Here is a 17,703-nt window from a genome sequence, read left to right on the forward strand (position 1 = left end):
CTCGACGGCCCTCTGCTTCTCTTTTAGTGAGTACATTTAATATCATACCTGAAGTCCAACTTTTTGTCCGCACGCCCGCCCGCCGCCCTCTCAAATAATGTGACGGGGTCACACCAATCTACACCCTGCGCCCCAGATTGCCTCCTCTTGTGTATTCTCCGGGAATGAAACTATCCAGCAATGGCGGCGTACAACGCCAATTGCCGTACCCGGGGCATGCGACTCTCGAAAAAGTCCCTTAAAAAATGAAATCCGCATACCCGAGGTACGTGCGATATAAATTAGGTGCGACGTCCGGACTCTGAAACCGAAAATTTGTCTCGATTGGCAAGAAAAGTCGATCGTTGCGGTCTCAGGGTCTGCAATCGATTCTGGCGTCCGGACGCCGCAACATGAGTCCCAGCGACAGGAGTCTGTCACCGCTATCACCCAAGACGAAGCGTCACTCGAAACGACCGCTGCGCTTCCACCCCCAAAAGTGGCCAAAAAGAGCCGCCTCAATTTAGTCCCGAGGTCACGATAAAACCGCGTCATATCAACGTTTTTACGGCACAGCCATACTGATAACGACCCGTGATGCCAGACCCAACATACAAACCGCGCCAGACCAGCGTTTTTGCCAAACCATCCCGACCGGAGAATCGCTCTGAGTTGCACAGTCATGGTCAGTTGGCCATTATTCACTCGAACGCAACCGTTAAATCGCGTTTGGCCGAAGCATTGCTGGAAACCGCGTCACCACGCCGTTTTCGCCACGAAAAAAGCCGGCCATTACGCCGACTTTTCAAACATGAATGTGTCCAGCCACGCTGGATCTTTTTTCACCCCGAAGTAACACAACAGGCCCAGCAAGAGCGACCCACCGAAGTCTGCGAACAGATCGCCCATCGTGTCCATCAGTGCGAGCCGCCCGAGCAGCGGATGGGTGCCGCTCATCGTGCGCTGCATGTTCAGTCCAAGCAGGCCGTCGCCTGTGAATTCATAAAATTCCCAGAGCACGCCGACCATGGTGCCAAACGCCACCGCGAACAGCGCGAGCAGCAGCGGGCGCGTCCGCCGCAGTTGGTCGCGGCCAAGCAGCGCGCCGAAGATCGCGAGGCCAAGCCCCGCCAACATCGACGCGGAAAATAGATGCAGGAATTTATCCCAATAAGGAATATTGTAAAATTGCATCCCAGTGCCCAGTAAGACTGCGGTCAAAATGAAGAAATAGAAGATCGTCACCAAGATCTCTGGGAAGCGAAAATGGAAAGTGCGTTCCAAGAAACCTGGCGCTAAAGTGGCGAGGATACCGAACGCCACTTGCCCTAGCAACATCGCCTGCCCCGGATATGGCGGGCGCCCCATCGTAAGGAGCACGCCGCAGATGATCAGATAGGCGGCGGCCCCGACAAGATTGGCCCACCACAGTAGGCGTTTGATAAATGTCATAATCAAGACTCCTTTTCTTTTAGTCTAGCGGGCCGGCCAAACCGGCGCAAGCCTTGCGCTCCCCTTTTTACCGCAGACCAGTTATGATTAAGACGTATCAATCAGCTGATGGTAATTTACAAACAAAGGAGGTCGCAACATGCCACTCACATTTTTACCAGAGGAAACGGTGCAAGCGCAGAGCCGGCGCATCGCGGATGAGGTGCGCACGGCGCTGGGCATGACCCGTAGCCAAAACGACTATGTCAAAGAGGCCCCACTGCCTGGGGTCCCGGCGATTCAGATCAGCCTCGCGCAGGCCGCCGACCCGGACCGTTTCATTCGCTTCTACGATGATACGCAGGCAATCAGTGTGCCGACTTCCGGCGTGGTCGTCATTCACAATGACATCATCGCGCTTGGCCTCAACGACGGCATCAAGGACACGTATCTGATGCTGGTGCGCGATGGCAAATTATTGCGTAATCTAAAGTTGGAGCAGGCGATCTACTCGGGCTCCGAATTTGTGGACCTGGTCGCCAATGTCCTGCCAAACTGATTCGCACACCACAACACGGCCGCCTCGATGCGGCCGTTTTTGTGGGCAAAAAAAAACCACCATCGCTGGTGGAAAAGTTTGGGGGAACTTTTTTGGGAGTGTAAGTTAATGTGTAAGCTTAAGGCAATTTGATTACTGCCTTAACATGACTTCATTATAACAACGAACGTTTTTTGCCTATGCCAATATTTATAAAAATCGTTCCCAATAGTTGGAAAAGTGAGCCGTTCGTGTGCAGATATGCATCAACCGACGAACCCTGCACGAAAAAGATTTGGCAGCGCCAACATTCGCTTGCAGACTGACCAATTTTTCGAATCAACTAGGCCACCGATTTCAACGTCAGCGGCATCGGTCGTCGGCAACGGAAGCCAGTTCCCGTAAAGCCCACCCCACAAAAAAACGACCCGCTTTGCGCGAGCCGCCATTTTTGTCAAACTGATTACTTCTTGTCGAAACCGTACTTCTTGTTAAAGCGATCAACACGGCCATCAGCCTTGCTGAACTTCTGCTTGCCGGTGTAGAACGGATGGGAGTCGGAAGAAATTTCGACACGGACGAGTGGGTACTCGTTGCCGTCTTCCCATTCAACGGTTTCAGAGGAAGTCTTCGTAGAACCGGAGATGAACTTGTAGCCGGTCGCCGAATCCATGAAAACAACTGGATGATAATCTGGATGGATGCCTTGTTTCATAATGAATTTTCTCCTTTTGCCCTAAGTCATTGCCTGACCTAGAGATCGTTTATAGACAACTTCAAAATTTTACCACGCGGCTTGATGAAAATCAATCATCGAGCAATTCCACCTCGGCGCCGAGGCCGCGTAGCTTCATGATCACGCGATCGTATCCGCGCAAAATATTTTCCACCTTGGTGATCACCGTTTCGCCATCGGCCATCAGCCCGGCGATCATCAAGCTTGCGCCGCCGCGAATCTCCTCGGCGGTGACTTCGGTGCCCTGCAGATGCGCCGCGTGATGCAAAATGATCACATCATTTTCCACGGTGATGTCCGCGCCCATCCGTTCTAACTCCGGAATGTGGCGCACGCGCTTCGGGTAGATCGTGTCGACGATGATGCCCTCGCCTTCCGCCTTCAAAAGCAGTGGTGTGATCGGCTGCTGGAGATCGGTCGCAAAGCCAGGATATGGCATCGTTTTGATCTGCACCATTTTCAGATCGCCCGCAGGATACACGAAAATGCTGTCCTCGCCGACATCCATCACGACGCCCATTTCCTCGAGCTTGGCCAAAAAGGCGTCCAAGTGCTCCGAAATGATGTTCTTGACCTGGACGCCGTCGCCGATCGCCGCAGCCATTGCCAAATAAGTCCCCGCCTCGATGCGATCGGGAATGATGGTGTGGGCATTGTGCGCGGCCAGCTCCGGCACGCCTTCGATGCGAATCACATCAGTGCCGGCGCCACGGACCTGTGCGCCCATGTTGTTGAGGTACGTGGCGAGGTCGATGATCTCCGGCTCCTTCGCCGCATTTTCGATCACCGTCCGACCGGTGGCAGTGACCGCCGCCAAGATCACGTTGATCGTCGCGCCGACTGAGACCATGTCGAGGAAAATACGTGCGCCGTGCAGTCCCTCTTTTGGCGCAACGATCTTGATCGCGCCGTGCTCCTTGGTCACAGTTGCGCCGAGTGCCTCAAAGCCTTTGATATGTTGGTCGATCGGGCGCGGGCCAATGTCGTCGCCGCCGGGCAGCCCGACGACTGCCTCGCCGAAGCGGCCGAGTAGCGCCCCCATGAAATAATAGGACGCGCGCAGGCTCTTGATCTTACCGTTTGGCAACGGCACATTTTGAATATGGGTGGGGTCGATGTGCAACACACAGTCGTTAAAATCGGATGCGACATTCATCTCACTCAGAATGTCCATCAGGTTGTAAACATCTTGGATGAGCGGTACGGATTCAAGTGTGACCGGGGTCCGCGACAAAATTGCCGCCGGAATGAGCGCCACTGTACTATTCTTGGCGCCCCCGATCACGACCGTACCGGAGAGTTTCTTCCCTCCGTGGATCAGCATTTTTTTCATATTGATGTAGTCCTCAAAATTGATCGCGATAACGAGAAACAGACAGGCTGAAGCTGACCTGGAAAAAGGTGGTGATGCGCAAAAAAGCGCGGCTTCACGAAAAGTTGATACGCGTTCACTGGTATGTAGGCGCGGTAAGGTGCCGCTCGAGTTAGTCAGGTGCGAGGCCGCTTGGTGGCCAGATCTAACTGGCTCGTCTGCAAGCGCTCGGCGCCACACCCTATAGTCACTCATCGTTTAATGATAATGAACTGTGCGTAAAAACACAAGCGTCATTGAGCGTTGAGACCGCTTATTCGTTGGAAAATAGAAAAATTTCACAATTTTTGACTCGGCTCGCATCGCACAATAACCCGCTTCGCCCACATCAGGCAGCAAAAACACGCAGCTGTCGTTAAACGAGTCAAGCGGATAGGCCTCACCGGTAAACTAAATCGGCGACACATTTTTCAAAAACGCAACTACTCCTCAATAATCACGCGATCCCGTCAAAAAAACGACGCAGGCCAAATTTCTGCCCACGCCGTATTTTGCAATGCTTAATCAGAGAAGTCGCCGGCCGCCTTGATGAAGGCCTTGAACAGACCTTCTGGCTTGTTCGGACGGGACTGGAATTCTGGGTGATACTGAGCGCCGACGAAGAACTTCTTCTCTGGCAACTCCACGATCTCCATCAGGCGGTCATCCGGGGAAACACCAGAGAAGACCATGCCTTGTTCCTCCATCGCTTTGCGGTACTTCGTGTTGAATTCGTAGCGATGACGGTGACGCTTCTGCACTTCAGCCACGTCATCGTAAGCCGCTGCGGCCACCGAACCCGGCTTCAAAACACATGGATAAAGACCAAGACGCAAGGTGCCGCCGAGGTTTTTGACGCCGGCCTGATCCGCCATCAGATCGATGACTGGATCTGGCGTGTCCGGATGGCTTTCTGTCGAGCCGGCATCCTTGAGGTTCAAGACGTTGCGGGCAAATTCGACAGACGCCATTTGCATCCCCAAGCAGATGCCCAGGAACGGCACGTCATTTTCACGGGCGTATTTGATCGCCGCGATCTTACCTTCAAGGCCGCGATCGCCGAAGCCACCTGGCACCAGGATGCCGTCTGCGTCGCCCAGCAATTCCTCAGCATTTTCGTCGTTCACATCCTCGGCGAGCAAGGTGTTGATCTCAACTTTGCTGTTCCAGAAGTAACCCGCCGACTTCAAGGCTTCGGCAACGGAAATGTACGCATCCTTGAGTTCGACATACTTGCCAACCAGCGCGATCTTGACGGTGCCTTGCAAATGCTCGATGCGTTCAACCAGATTGGCAAAGGCGCTCATGTCCGCCTTTGGCACATCGAGGCCAAAGTGTTCAACAACGCGTTCGTCCATGCCCTGGGCCTGCATCGCAAGCGGTACAGAATACAGAATCTTGGCGTCGCGGGATTCGATGATCTCGTTTTCGTCAACGTCGGTGAACAGCGCGATCTTCTTTTTCATCTCTTCGGTGACCGGTGCTTCGGTCCGCAAGATGAGCATGTTTGGCTGGATGCCGATGTTACGCAATTCCTTGACCGAATGCTGGGTCGGCTTGGTCTTCATTTCGCCAGCCGCATGGAGATACGGCACCAGCGTCGCATGGATGTAGTAAACGTTGTCGGCCCCGACATCATTTTTCATCTGGCGAATGGCTTCAAGGAATGGCTGGGATTCGATATCACCGACCGTCCCGCCGATCTCCGTGATGATCACATCGGAATCGGTCTTGGTCGCGGCGCGCATGATCTTCTCCTTGATCATGTTGGTGATGTGCGGGATCACCTGGACCGTCGCGCCGAGATATTCGCCGCGGCGCTCGCGATCGAGCACTTCCTTATAGATCTTCCCAGTCGTGACATTGCTGTACTTGTTCAAGTTGATATCGATGAAGCGTTCGTAATGGCCAAGATCAAGGTCCGTTTCTGCCCCGTCATCGGTAACGAAAACTTCCCCGTGCTGGTATGGGTTCATGGTGCCTGGGTCCACGTTGATGTAAGGATCGAACTTCTGAATCGTCACCTTCAAGCCGCGTTCCTTTAGCAGACGACCGAGACTAGCCGCGACGATCCCTTTGCCAAGAGATGAAACGACCCCGCCTGTAACAAAGATATACTTGGTCATATGAAAACTCCTTTGTGAATTTGTAGGGCTGGGAAAAAACAAAAAACAAGCTCCCCATTCAATCGAACAGGGAGCTTGCACGCGATCGGCTTTACAAAATAGTAAAGCGCCCAAGCAGTATAATAACGAAAATCCCCCAAGTCGTCAAGTGCAACATGGCGGCCTTGGTAAACCGCTTTCCGCCGCGGTGTGGCGCGCCTGAGTCCCGTTCGAGCCGGCCCAACGTCGCTGATCTGGGGAAAAAAGTTTTTGCGTTTGCCATTTGATTCTGCGTTGCCGAGCGATCCGGACACATTTTTTCACAAAGCAGAACCGCCGACTAATTCAAAAAAGCGGCCGATAAGCCGCCTCATTCGTACTGATAATCGAGTGGAAATCACTTGTTCAACAACTGCGCATGGGTTCCCGTAGCAACCAAGATCAGTGTTAGCGTCTCCTCATGGCGCTCATCAATCAAAAACCAATTTGGCTGAATATGAAGTTCCCTTAACCCCTTTAGATTACCGGTCAGCGCATGATCTTTCAGTTTTGCTAAGGTCAATGCATCGTCTTCACGTAATGCTTCGAGGACACGAATAAAGGCCTGCCTACTGTAATGCTTCTTAAAGAGAGCTTTTAATTGACGGTCAAACGCACTTACTCACTCAATTTTCATCTTCTTGTTCTTGGCTGATCGTCTTGATATAGTCCTCCAAAGGAATAGCTTTGGTGATTCGACCCGCATGCAGATCAGATAAGGATTCTTCTAAGGGCGTCAGACTTGTTGGAGTAAAGGGCAACGTATGCGTCCGTTCCAATTCTTTAAATGACATTGTGATAAACGTGGTCACATCAAGTCCCATCGCATTCAGATCATCTTGAACATGTCGTTTGAGTTCTGGATCAATTCTGACACTAATACGGTCTTCAGATTTCGTTGGCATATACGCACCTCCTCTCCAATATATTAACACGTCGGGTACACGTCGTAAACCCCACGGGTAAAAATATGCGTCTTGAAACACGACTCATGGTAAGACACGTCAAACTTTCTTGGCAAAAATCAATCCGTAAAAAATGACCGCGATCACTCGCGGCCACCAATTGCATTGTTAGTTATCGTCTTCGTCTTTATCGACTGGCTCGTTGGACTCGTCATCATCGTCGTCATCCGAGTCGTCATCGTCGTCATCATCGGCGCTGAAATCTGCGCCTGTGGGGTCGTCGTCTTCCTCATCGTCATCAACATCTGTATCGGCGAATTCGGCCAACTGTCCTTCGATTCCATCTGGCAACGCGTCATTAGTATCATCCGTGTCGTCGCTGTCATCGTCATTGGCCGCGGCGTCATTGTAATCGTCGCTGTCGTCATCAGAATCATCGTCATCATCGAAGTCGTCGTCGAGATCTTCGTCTTCCGGATCATCGTCGTTGTAGTCGATCACATCGTCGTCATCGGCAACGTCGGCCAAGAAGGCATTGACCTTCTTGCGCTTCTTGTGACGCGGTGCATCTTCTTCGTCTTCTGGATGGTTGACCTCTTCATCAACGGATTCGTATGGGTACCACGAACGCAGCCCCCAGACATTATCGCCAAGTGAGATGAAGCCGCCATCATCGTTCAGGTCGGTATAAAATTGTGGCAAACGGCCGCGAACTTCTTCATCGCTTTTTCCCAGAAAACTCTGGATCTCGTTCACGATATCGACGAAAGGCATGGTGTCACCTTTCTCCTCGAGAATGGCGTGTGCCACCTCGATCATGGACAGTTCTGATTTGTTCGCATCGGCAAATACGTCAAGTTTCAACCGGTACACGCCCTTTCAACAGTCTATTCCAAATAATACGCGCTCAAGCATTAAAAAGCAACCGCATGCGGTAGTCGCCGACGTGCTGGTTTTGGGCAAATAGTTGGTACTCGATATAGATCTCACCGGCCAAAGGCGCCGTGGTCATTCGCACATCCAGGCGCGGCGTCACCGTCTCCACCGGAATCACTCCAAATGGGGTGCGGTATTGCGTGAGCACGCGGCGCTCATTGGCAAAATGCAACTTGAGCTCGATGTCATCGTTCGCACTGCCGCGGGACAATTGGACCTCCCCGTTGCCGCGCAACTTGAGGGTCACCGGATAATTGGTGCCGGCCTCTTTGTCTTCTTCGCGGTAGCGGATGTAGAGGGTATCATTGAGCTGGACGAGTGTGCCCGGTTCGTCGAAAACGTGGTGTTCGGTGTCCCCGTCTTGTGTCACAAATGTTTCTAGATGGATGCTGATCGGCACCCCATGCGTCATGTCCAAATCGCTCACCCTTTCTCTTCCTTATTATACCTTATTCGGTCAAGATGGCAGAAAGTGTTGGCTTGCGGGTGGGCTCGGCCGGGAATTGGCTGGCGACCGAAGTAGAGCGCCCAGGCAACTTTGAGCCCGCACAGTTCACGGTCTCAAAGCTTGCCTTCGGTGTATGCGGCACAGCCGCCAACACCGACGAGGGGACTTGCTCTTGGCGTTAGGCATTTATGCCTTACGCCAAGACATGCGAAGCGAGCCATTCCCGGCCGAGCCCACCCTTATATCCAGCATTCAGGTAATTTGCGTCAAACTTGCTACGCCGCATATTCCGCGTATCTTGGGCCGAAGAAAAAAGAATTGCGTGCGCGCATTGAAGAATCATATGAGTCATAAAATGGCAGACAGCTTCTTAGCCAATGTCAAACCCTGGTCGCATTTGCGTATCTATATGATTGGGCAGGCAGCACACGCCACAACCTGTCGGCGCCACAACTCGCGGTGCGCCATTTCTATCATACGGAGAGCGCCGCAATTATCATCTGGCACGTTCTGCTTGGTGAACCGGTGTCCACAACTTCATATTGGCGAGAAACCACTCAATAGGGGGAAAATTTCTAATCGCAGTCAATTCAGTGCTGAATTCAGGTTGGGCTTCATTTACCCTCTGCAAGGTCAAGTTTTCCCCTATTGAACCCGGTTTATCGGGCAAAAGGTGGTGGCAGCGTGGGCTGCTTCCTCTATAATAGGAAGCGTAACGGAAAGGTGGGGCGGCCGTGGAGATCGCTGGCCAAACAGTTGGGGTGCTGCGGCAGGACTTTGCGCCGGGGCAAGCGTCACTGAGTTTTGCGCATACGAATGCACTGCTGATGCGGCCGCTGGCGTTGCCCAATGTGATCGCACATTTTTGGACCGCGGCTGATACCGTGATTTTGGGTCTGCTGGATCAAAGGCTGCCGGGCATCGCACAGGCGCGCCAGGCGCTGGCGGCGCAAGGTTATGAGTCGTTTTTCCGCAACTCGGGTGGCCTTGGCGTTGTCGCAGATGCCGGCGTGCTGAATGTGTCGCTGTTCGTGCCGCCTGCCCAAGTGCCGACAATCACGGCCGGCTATCAGTTGATGGCCGACTGGATTCAAGAAGCGCTGCCCGAATGCCCCGTTGAGATCGGCGAGGTGCCGCATTCCTATTGCCCCGGCAGTTTTGACCTCAGCATCGCCGGCCGCAAATTCGCCGGGCTGGCCCAGCGCCGCAATAGCCGCGGCGTGGCCGTGATGGCGTATCTCAGCCTCAATGGCGACCAGCTGCGCCGCGGTCAGCTCATGCACGATTTTTACCAAAGCGGCAGTGGGACGCCGCCGACTTATCCAGATGTCCAGCCCGCCACCATGACGACGTTGGCCGATGAACTGACGGCGCCGCTAACGACGACCGAGCTGATTGCCCGGCTGATGGCGGTGTTGAAAACAGACGGCGCCCGCATCGACGCCAGTTTGCCGGATCGATTGCACGACCCGGCTTACCAAGAAGCGCTGGCCAAAGCGGCGGCACAACTCGCCGCGCTCAATCAATAAAGGAGAGAACTCATGGCACTTGAATTATTACCGCGCGAAAAGGTGTTTCGCGACCCGGTTCATAATTATATCCACGTGCGTTATCGCGTGATTCTCGATCTGATCGACACGCCGGAGTTTCAGCGGCTTCGGCGTATCAAGCAGTTGGGCGTGGCGAGCTTTGTTTTCCAAGGCGCCGAGCACACCCGTTTCACGCACAGTCTCGGGGTTTATGAGATCACTCGGGAGATCTGTGACAATTTTGCCATCAATTACCCGAGCCAAACGCCGGGCGATGGCTTGTGGGATGACAGCGAGCGGTTGGTCGCGGAATGTGCGGCCCTGCTCCACGACATCGGGCACGGCCCGTATTCCCACACGTTCGAGCACATTTTTGACACGGACCACGAGGCGATCACCCGCCGCATCATCACGGATCCTTCGACCAACATCAACCGCATTTTGCGCAACGTCGACGAGACCCTGCCGGAAAAAGTGGCCAGCGTGATCGACCATACCTACCCCAATCCCCAGGTCGTGCAAATGATCTCCAGTCAGATCGACGCGGACCGAATGGATTACCTGTTGCGCGACGCCTATCACACCGGGACCAATTACGGCCTGTTCGACCTGACCCGGATTCTGCGCGTGATGCGGCCGTACAAAGACGGCATCGCGTTTGACGCGAATGGCATGCACGCGGTGGAAGATTATATCGTATCGCGATTTCAAATGTATCAACAGATCTATTTTCATCCGGTCAACCGCGGGATGGAAGTCGTCCTGATGCGGCTGCTTGAGCGGGCGAAAAAATTGTATGAGGCCGGCCGGTTCGACAGCGCGTACAATCCCCGGCTGTTGATCCCGTTTTTCGAGCATGAATTCGACCTGCCGGATTACCTCAAGTTGGACGATGGCGTGCTCAACACCTACTTCACATACTGGCTGGATTATCCCGATGGCATCCTCGCCGATTTCGCGGGCCGCTTTTTGAACCGCCGACCACTTAAATCCGTCAGCTTCACCGATGACACGGCCAAGCTCGTGCCAATTCTGCGGGAGCTGGTCGATCAAGCCGGCTTTGACCCGGATTATTACACGGCGGAAAATGATAGTTTTGATCTGCCCTATGATCAATATGATCCGTCCAGCGCCAATCCCAAGACGCAGATCGAGATCATGCAAGACGACGGCACGCTGGAGGAGCTTTCGACGTTATCGCCACTGGTCGCGGCCATCAGCGGCAAGCAGACCGGCGATAAGCGGCTCTATTTTCCAAAGGTGATGTTGTCGACGCACGAGTTTGACCTGTTCGCCGGCACGTACCGGGCGTTTCAGCGCTATGTCCTCAACGACAGCCTGATCGACCCGGGGCCGGCAGAGACTGACTGAGGATGATGCCGATTCTCTGGCCACAAAAATAGAGCTGAGCAGTTGCCTCAGCTCTGGGCGACGCGCTTCGCACCCTTCCCCAGTTGGGCTCCGCCGAGCAGGGGGGGACATCTAACTGTCTCGTGCACTCGAGGCATAGGGCGCCTCAAGCACCCGAGCCAAGTTAGCTGCCCACCCCTGAACGCTCGGCTTCGCACCCTTCCCCAGTTGGGCTCCGCCGAGCAGGGGTGGGACATCTAACTGTCTCGTGCACTCGAGGCATAGGACGCCTCAAGCACCCGAGCCAAGTTAGCTGCCCACCCCTGAACGCTCGGCTTCGCACCCTTCTAGTTGAGCTTCGGCCCGCATGGCGAGGTCATCTAGTCGACTCGCCAGCCCGCGGACCCACGCATCCTTACCAGTTGGGTTCCGGTGCGCATGGTCGAGACATCTAGGTACGCCCATCACTCGATGGCTAAATGCGCCATCAAGCGCTGGGCTAGCCTAGCTGCTCGGCCATAAGCGCGCACCTCCACACCCTTACCTCATTGTGCGTTCTGTCCTGCCAGCCACTGGGCGACGCCGTAGCGGTAGGTTGGGCGCTTGAGCTCGGCGGCCGCGCTGGTCAGCGGCATCAACATCAAGGTGTTGAAATCCTCCAGGGGCGGCTGGATAATCTGAATATTGGAACAGGCATAAAAAGTCGCCGGATGATAATACGCCGTTTCGCGATGATGGGAATAAAAATATTCCGTCGCACGGCCCAGTCGTGCCCCGATCTCGACCTTGATGCCGAATTCTTCCATCAGCTCACGGGCTAAGGTCTCCTCATCCGATTCGCCGGCCTCGACCTCGCCGCCCGGCAAGAACAGGGCGTGGTTCGGCGCACCGAGCACCAATAGCCGTTTGCCGCTTGGATCCGGAATCACCCCGTACACCCCGACCCGCAATTTATAATCGAGTTGAGGGTCGCGTTTGCCAAAGACTGGATCGGTCATATTGTCCCTCCTGCCGCGGCCACAGCCGCCTATTTACTGTCAGTATACCGATTTGTTTTACCAGAAGGAAGTGAGAAAGTGTCTCCGATCACCTGGGGCCTGCTTGCCCTGTTTTTCGTTTTCAGTTTACTGTTCGGGTTCAGTTTTGGCCTTGAGCCGCGCCGGTTGCTCAATGGCTGGCTATTCACCGGTTGGCTATTGGCGCTTCTGGCGCTGGCCGCCGATGTGATTCTTGAATCCGGCAACATGCTCCTCATCGCCGTCACCGGCACGCTGTTCGTCATTTTTATTCTCGTGATCAGTGTCATCTTCGCGCTTCACTTGGTGTGGCTCCTGTGGAACGCGTTTGTCGTGTGGCGGCGCGAAGGGCACAGCTTGGGCAACATGCTGACGCTCCTGCTGGCCGCGGGACTGCTGCTCCTGGAACTCGGGGCGACGATTGGCCGTCAGTATCTGCCCGACCCACTTTACAACGCGCTTGGCTTTTTCTTCGTGTTCACGATCGCGTATGAACTCCTGTCGCTGTACAATTTTTTGACGGTGCTGGTCCTCTACAACCTCGTGCGCCCGCGCTACAACAAGGATTACCTGATCGTACTGGGCGCCGGCCTGCTCAATGGCGACCAGGTCTCCCCCCTGCTGGCGGCCCGGATCAACGTCGGTATCCGCTTTTTCAATAAGCAGGTCAAGCGTGGGAAAAAGCGGCCCAAGTTACTTTTTTCTGGCGGTCAGGGCGCTGATGAAAAATTGGCTGAGGGTCTGGCCATGCAGCGCTATGCGATCGATCAAGGCGTTGCGCCCGAGGACACGCTGGTCGAGGACCGCTCGACCACGACCCTCGAAAACATGCGCTACTCTGCGGCATTGATCGCGCAAGAAAACGATGGGGCCCCATTCAAGGCCGCATTTTTCACGAATAATTACCACCTATTTCGCGCCGGTCTGTACGCCAAGGAAGCCGGATTGAAGGCAAACGGGGTCGGAGCCGAAACGTCCTTTTACTTTCTGCCCAACGCCGTGATTCGCGAATACCTCGCACTTGTGATGATGCACAAGCGCAGCCATCTTGTGATCCTCGGCCTGATCACCTTGGGCGCCATCCTCACCTTCATCGGCGGGGCACTATAACCCCCAAAAATAGAGCCGCCATTTCGCAGCGATCACGCGAAATGGCGGCTCTATTTGGCTCAATTTTTCTTGGCGCGCCGATGCCAGAAAGAATACTTACTGTGCAAAAGCGCCTTGGCCACCGCCCGATAATCCTGGCGCGGCGCATTTTCCGGCGGCCGCCCGCCGAATTCCTGCGCCTCATACACCGTCGTCAACCGGGCCAGCGCCGAGCCACTTTGCAGGTGGGCGTCCACCCGCGCGGCATAAGCCTGCAAACTCTGCTCAGCCGGCCGGCGCGTCACCTGGCGCAGGGTCCCAAGCAGCCAGCGATACCGCCCGGCAAAATTGCGCGTGGTCAGCCCGCGGCCCAAAACCAAAAGCAGCAATGCCGGCATCTTCGGCAACAGGAGCAATAACCCCACGACCAGCACGATGACCAGCGCGATCAACCAACCGCCATTCAGCCGACTAGTTGATCGGGTGCGCGCCGTGGCCGCCGAACTGCTGGCAGATGAAGACGAGGCGACACTGCTGGACGAGACCCTGGTATTACTGCTACTGGATGCGCTCGCCGCCGCGCTGCTGGAGGAGCTGGCGGCGTCATCCGCAGTGGCTTGCGGTTCGGCGGCGTTGTAAAAGCCCGGCGTCGGCTCAAATGGCAGCCAGCCGTACTCGCCGAAATACACCTCCGGCCAGGAATGCGCGTTGGCGTTGGTGACCGTGTAGATGCTTTGGCCATTGTCCGCCGTGCCGGTCACACTGCCGGCATTGAAGCCCTTTGCCCAGCGCGCCGGAATCCCCAGCGTCCGCAGCATGATCACCATCGCCGTGGAAAAATTATCGCAGTAGCCGATTCGTGAGGTGAACAGAAAATAATCCACATAATCGCGACCCTTTGGCGTATTCGGGGTATCCACTTTGGAATAGACGAACTGCGGATCCATCGACAGAAAATCTTCGACGGCCTTCACCTTGGCGTACTGCGTAGTCGCGTTTTTGGTCACCTTTTGCGCCAGCGTCCGCACACGCTTCGGGACTGTGCTCGGCACAGCCAGCTCATCACTGAAGCCGATCGTTTCCACCTCGCTGACGGCCTCGAGTCCCACCACCGTCACCGGTTTGGCGCGTTGGGTCATTTCCATCCGCGACACCCCGCTGTTGAGCAGGCGCTCGCTATCGTTATCAAAATACAGATCACGCCACGACCCAGGCTCCGAGTCCGTGATGGTCAATTGGCCATATGGCAGCGGCGTGTACTCATGGCCGGATTCAGCCGTGATGATCACACTGGTCCCGCGCGTCGGATAGGTCAGCGAAGCGGCCTCATCTTCCACCACCAAGCCCGTGGCGTTGCGCCCAAGCGACCGCCCGTAATCCCCGCGATTCCAGCGCAAGCGGCGATTGTTCCAGCCGCGGCCCGTGTAATCGGTCTTGACCTCGACGCGCATGTAATTGGCGTCGTCTTCCTGAACCTCCAGCACCTTGGTCGTGTCGTCGTACACCGGCCCGCCCAGCGTCTCATCGTTTTCGGTGAAGCCGGTGCGCGCCCCGCGTTGGGCATACGCATTCAATTTTTCAAAAAATCCGGCGTCGTTGAGGCGATTGCGGACTTCGACCGTCGCGTTGGTGAGGCGGTCATTGAGCGTGCCAGCCAAAAGTGGGAGGCCGCCTGCCACGACTGCGGCGAGCACCAAGGCCACGATGCGTCCGTTGCGGCTGGCCAGGGTGCCGTGCTGCCAAAGCGTCATCAGAAGGACCGCCACCAGCAGCTGCACATAGGCCGCGCGCTGATCCGTCCCGCCGAAGATGGTGACTGCGGTGAGATAGGCAAAAACCGCCAGCGCTGCAATCAGATATTGGCGCCAAATGATTGTGAGTAACCCAAGCGCGATCGTCAGAAGGAGAACTAGCGACACGCTGAGCACCGTGGGCATGTCGATGCCGCCCGTGGTGAAAAATGAATACCCGGTGGACCACAGGACCGACACATACCGCTGTGCCCAGCCCAGCGTCAATCCGCGATCCAGCGGCACCAGGCGCCACAACCCGATGATTGTGCTGGCCGCGCCGATCAGCACGGGCACCGGCCACCGTTGCGGGCGCAAACTCGCCCACACGATCATCGCCAAGTCGATCGCCCCGACCACGTAAAGCACCCGCGGCTGGCTGACCGCGTTGATCTCAAGATACGGCCCGAGGAAGATCAGAAGGAGCCAGCCGGTAAAGACTGCGGCCAGCCATTTCGTCAGCGTCTTTTCATGCCGCATTGCCGCCGCCTCCTTCCACGATCGTCGCCCAGCTCCCGGCGGAAATGGTGGCCTGCACGCGCCCTTTTTCCCCACGCGAAAGTTGGACCAGAATCACCGGCCGTTTTTCGGCGATCGCGCCGAGGCTGGCAACGGTCATGTCCGCGCTGGCAAAAATGATGAGGCCTTGTTGCGGTAAAGTGGCCAACTGCGCGACCTCGGCGTGGGCCACCGGCGCCAGTGTCGCCAGAGCGGCCCCAGTTGGCACGGGATGAATCGCCTCATCCAGCACCACTGCATTTTGCCAAAGGTCGCCACGGGTCGACAACGTCACAAAGACCCCCAGCAGATTTTCAAACAGTGGCGCGTCCTCGGCCAAAAGCACGCCTTGCCAATGCGGCCGCTCTTCCGGCTCATCCAGGCGCACGATCATTTCGTCGCGCTTGGCCGTCGCCTTCCAATCGATTGCATTCACCGGATCGCCCGGCACATATTCGCGAAACGCGCGCAGGTCAAAACTCGGCGCATCCCCGCTCGGCGCATTCTGATTGAGCAGACGCGTCAGCACCCCATGCACGGCGCTGCTCAAGGCCAACTCCCGCCGCGGCCCGACAACAAGCGGCTCGCGCAATTTCAGCCCACGCCGTTTTTCCGTCCAGCCGAATGGATCGCCGCACACAACGCGCAGCGGCAGGGCCTCATAGCGGCCGCGCGCCAATGGCTTTGGTAACATCGCCTGAACCGGCCGGCCGACATATGCCTGGCGCGCCAGTGTCTGTTTTCCCTGCCGAAGCGCCAATAGCGGGAAAAAGCCGGGGCCAGAGAGGGTCAGTTGCGGCCCCGTGGCATCATCGGCGGCGGTCGTTTCATCGCCACTTGCGCGCAGCGTGCCCAGCGGCCACACCAAACTCAGCGCCAGGATCAACGCGACCACCATGGCAGCATCTGTGACCAGCCAACTGGTCGCGGAATTGAAAATAATGCCAAAACTTGCGATCAGCGCCAAAATGATCAGCGCGGCGCCATTTTTCAGCCAGCTGCGCAGATGCATGGCGTCACCCCCTGGTCGGTGCGGGAATCTGGCGCATCAAGTCGCCGAGCACCACTTCCGCCCGACTGCGCACGCCGGGGTGCAGCAGAACGCGATGGCAATACACCAGCGGCACCAGACGCTGGATATCATCGACTGTCACATAATCGCGCCCTTCTGTCAGGGCCAACGCGCGGCTGGCACTTTCAAGCGCAAGCACCCCACGCGGCGATACGCCAAGCCGCATCCGTTCATCCGTGCGCGTGGCCGTGGCGATCTGAAGCATGTATCGAAGCAGGCTCTCACTGATCTTCACCTGCTTGACCGCCTCCTTGAGCGCCGCCACATCCGCGATCGAGAGTAATGGCTCAAGCGCGTTGACCCGTGCCTGCGTGTCCGGCCGATCGAGTAGCGACAACTCCGCATCGAAGGTCGGATACCCGATCATCAGCCGCATCAAAAAGCGATCCAGCTGGGCCTCCGGAAGCGGATAGGTTCCTTCAAAGTCGTTGGGATTTTGCGTCGCCATGACAAAAAAGTCAGCGGACAACTCATGCGTGCGCCCATCCAGCGTCACCCGCCGTTCGCCCATCGCCTCAAGTAGGGCCGCTTGGGTCCGCGGCGTGGCCCGGTTGATCTCATCCGCCAGCAAAAACGTGGTGAACACCGGCCCGGGTTGAAACTCGAATTTTTCCGTGCCCCGATTGAAAATAGAGACGCCCACAATGTCACTGGGCAAAAGGTCCGGGGTGAACTGAATCCGCTGAAACGGACTGGCCAGCGTTTTCGCCAAGGCCCGCGCTAACGTCGTCTTGCCAACGCCCGGCATGTCTTCAAACAAAATATGCCCGCCGGCAAGCATCCCCGCCAAAGTGAGCTGAATCACCTCGCGTTTGCCCACGATCACCGTCTCGATCTGGTCCAAAACGGCATCGATCTGCCGCTTAGCTTCCGCACTGTCCATAAGCGCAC

15 protein-coding genes and 1 pseudogene are annotated in these 17,703 nt (G+C 56.1%); 4 read left to right on the forward strand and 12 right to left on the reverse strand.

Annotated features, from left to right (window positions below):
- Positions 1-771: 771 nt before the first annotated feature.
- Positions 772-1,431, reverse strand: coding sequence for a hypothetical protein (locus EKM95_RS09800; protein WP_125697971.1), 660 nt, complete (start codon positions 1,429-1,431; stop codon positions 772-774).
- Positions 1,432-1,570: 139 nt separating this feature from the next.
- On the opposite strand from EKM95_RS09800, the gene EKM95_RS09805 reads away from it, so the two are divergent.
- The gene (locus tag EKM95_RS09805; protein ID WP_125697973.1) at positions 1,571-1,969 is read left to right on the forward strand and encodes a hypothetical protein; all 399 of its coding nucleotides are present in this window, start codon (positions 1,571-1,573) and stop codon (positions 1,967-1,969) included.
- A gap of 442 nt (positions 1,970-2,411) precedes the next feature.
- Here the strand turns inward: EKM95_RS09805 and EKM95_RS09810 are convergent, their stop codons facing one another.
- The 7 genes and pseudogenes from EKM95_RS09810 to EKM95_RS09840 form a co-directional block, all read right to left on the reverse strand.
- A complete protein-coding gene (locus tag EKM95_RS09810; protein WP_125697975.1) occupies positions 2,412-2,663 on the reverse strand; it encodes a type B 50S ribosomal protein L31 in 252 nt (83 codons plus the stop codon).
- Positions 2,664-2,754: 91 nt separating this feature from the next.
- Positions 2,755-4,017, reverse strand: a complete 1,263-nt coding sequence (locus tag EKM95_RS09815; protein WP_125697977.1) for a UDP-N-acetylglucosamine 1-carboxyvinyltransferase — start codon at positions 4,015-4,017, stop codon at positions 2,755-2,757.
- Positions 4,018-4,556: 539 nt separating this feature from the next.
- Positions 4,557-6,161: a CTP synthase gene (locus EKM95_RS09820; protein WP_125697979.1), complete on the reverse strand. Its 1,605-nt coding sequence runs from the start codon at positions 6,159-6,161 to the stop codon at positions 4,557-4,559.
- Between the two features lie 376 nt (positions 6,162-6,537).
- Positions 6,538-6,786: pseudogene (locus EKM95_RS11725) on the reverse strand (type II toxin-antitoxin system RelE/ParE family toxin); the annotation flags it as partial.
- A gap of 19 nt (positions 6,787-6,805) precedes the next feature.
- A complete protein-coding gene (locus EKM95_RS09830) occupies positions 6,806-7,084 on the reverse strand; it encodes a type II toxin-antitoxin system RelB/DinJ family antitoxin (protein ID WP_125697983.1) in 279 nt (92 codons plus the stop codon).
- A gap of 168 nt (positions 7,085-7,252) precedes the next feature.
- Positions 7,253-7,948 (reverse strand): DNA-directed RNA polymerase subunit delta, encoded by a 696-nt coding sequence (rpoE, locus tag EKM95_RS09835; RefSeq protein WP_125697985.1) that lies wholly within the window; start codon positions 7,946-7,948, stop codon positions 7,253-7,255.
- Between the two features lie 43 nt (positions 7,949-7,991).
- Positions 7,992-8,438, reverse strand: coding sequence for a DUF1934 domain-containing protein (locus EKM95_RS09840; protein ID WP_125698018.1), 447 nt, complete (start codon positions 8,436-8,438; stop codon positions 7,992-7,994).
- Between the two features lie 764 nt (positions 8,439-9,202).
- Between EKM95_RS09840 and EKM95_RS09845 the strand changes: the two genes are divergently transcribed.
- Positions 9,203-9,997: a lipoyl protein ligase domain-containing protein gene (locus EKM95_RS09845; protein WP_225423275.1), complete on the forward strand. Its 795-nt coding sequence runs from the start codon at positions 9,203-9,205 to the stop codon at positions 9,995-9,997.
- A gap of 12 nt (positions 9,998-10,009) precedes the next feature.
- Positions 10,010-11,368, forward strand: coding sequence for an HD domain-containing protein (locus EKM95_RS09850; protein ID WP_125697987.1), 1,359 nt, complete (start codon positions 10,010-10,012; stop codon positions 11,366-11,368).
- A 524-nt stretch (positions 11,369-11,892) separates the two neighbouring features.
- Here the strand turns inward: EKM95_RS09850 and EKM95_RS09855 are convergent.
- Positions 11,893-12,345 (reverse strand): NUDIX hydrolase, encoded by a 453-nt coding sequence (locus tag EKM95_RS09855; RefSeq protein ID WP_125697989.1) that lies wholly within the window; start codon positions 12,343-12,345, stop codon positions 11,893-11,895.
- 78 nt (positions 12,346-12,423) lie between these two features.
- Here EKM95_RS09855 and EKM95_RS09860 point away from each other — a divergent pair, with 78 nt between their 5' ends.
- A complete protein-coding gene (locus EKM95_RS09860; RefSeq protein ID WP_225423276.1) occupies positions 12,424-13,473 on the forward strand; it encodes a YdcF family protein in 1,050 nt (349 codons plus the stop codon).
- Between the two features lie 59 nt (positions 13,474-13,532).
- Here the strand turns inward: EKM95_RS09860 and EKM95_RS09865 are convergent, their stop codons facing one another.
- From EKM95_RS09865 to EKM95_RS09875, 3 genes are read right to left on the reverse strand one after another with little or no spacing between them, the layout of a single operon-like run.
- Positions 13,533-15,722: a transglutaminase domain-containing protein gene (locus EKM95_RS09865; RefSeq protein ID WP_125697991.1), complete on the reverse strand. Its 2,190-nt coding sequence runs from the start codon at positions 15,720-15,722 to the stop codon at positions 13,533-13,535.
- Positions 15,712-16,752, reverse strand: a complete 1,041-nt coding sequence (locus EKM95_RS09870; protein WP_125697993.1) for a DUF58 domain-containing protein — start codon at positions 16,750-16,752, stop codon at positions 15,712-15,714. Before EKM95_RS09870 ends, EKM95_RS09865 begins: the two co-directional genes overlap by 11 nt.
- 4 nt (positions 16,753-16,756) lie before the next feature.
- Positions 16,757-17,695, reverse strand: a complete 939-nt coding sequence (locus EKM95_RS09875; protein WP_125697995.1) for an AAA family ATPase — start codon at positions 17,693-17,695, stop codon at positions 16,757-16,759.
- Between the last annotated feature and the right edge of the window lie 8 nt (positions 17,696-17,703).

This window comes from Lacticaseibacillus yichunensis (assembly GCF_003946405.1).
GTDB classification, from domain to species: Bacteria; Bacillota; Bacilli; order Lactobacillales; family Lactobacillaceae; genus Lacticaseibacillus; species Lacticaseibacillus yichunensis.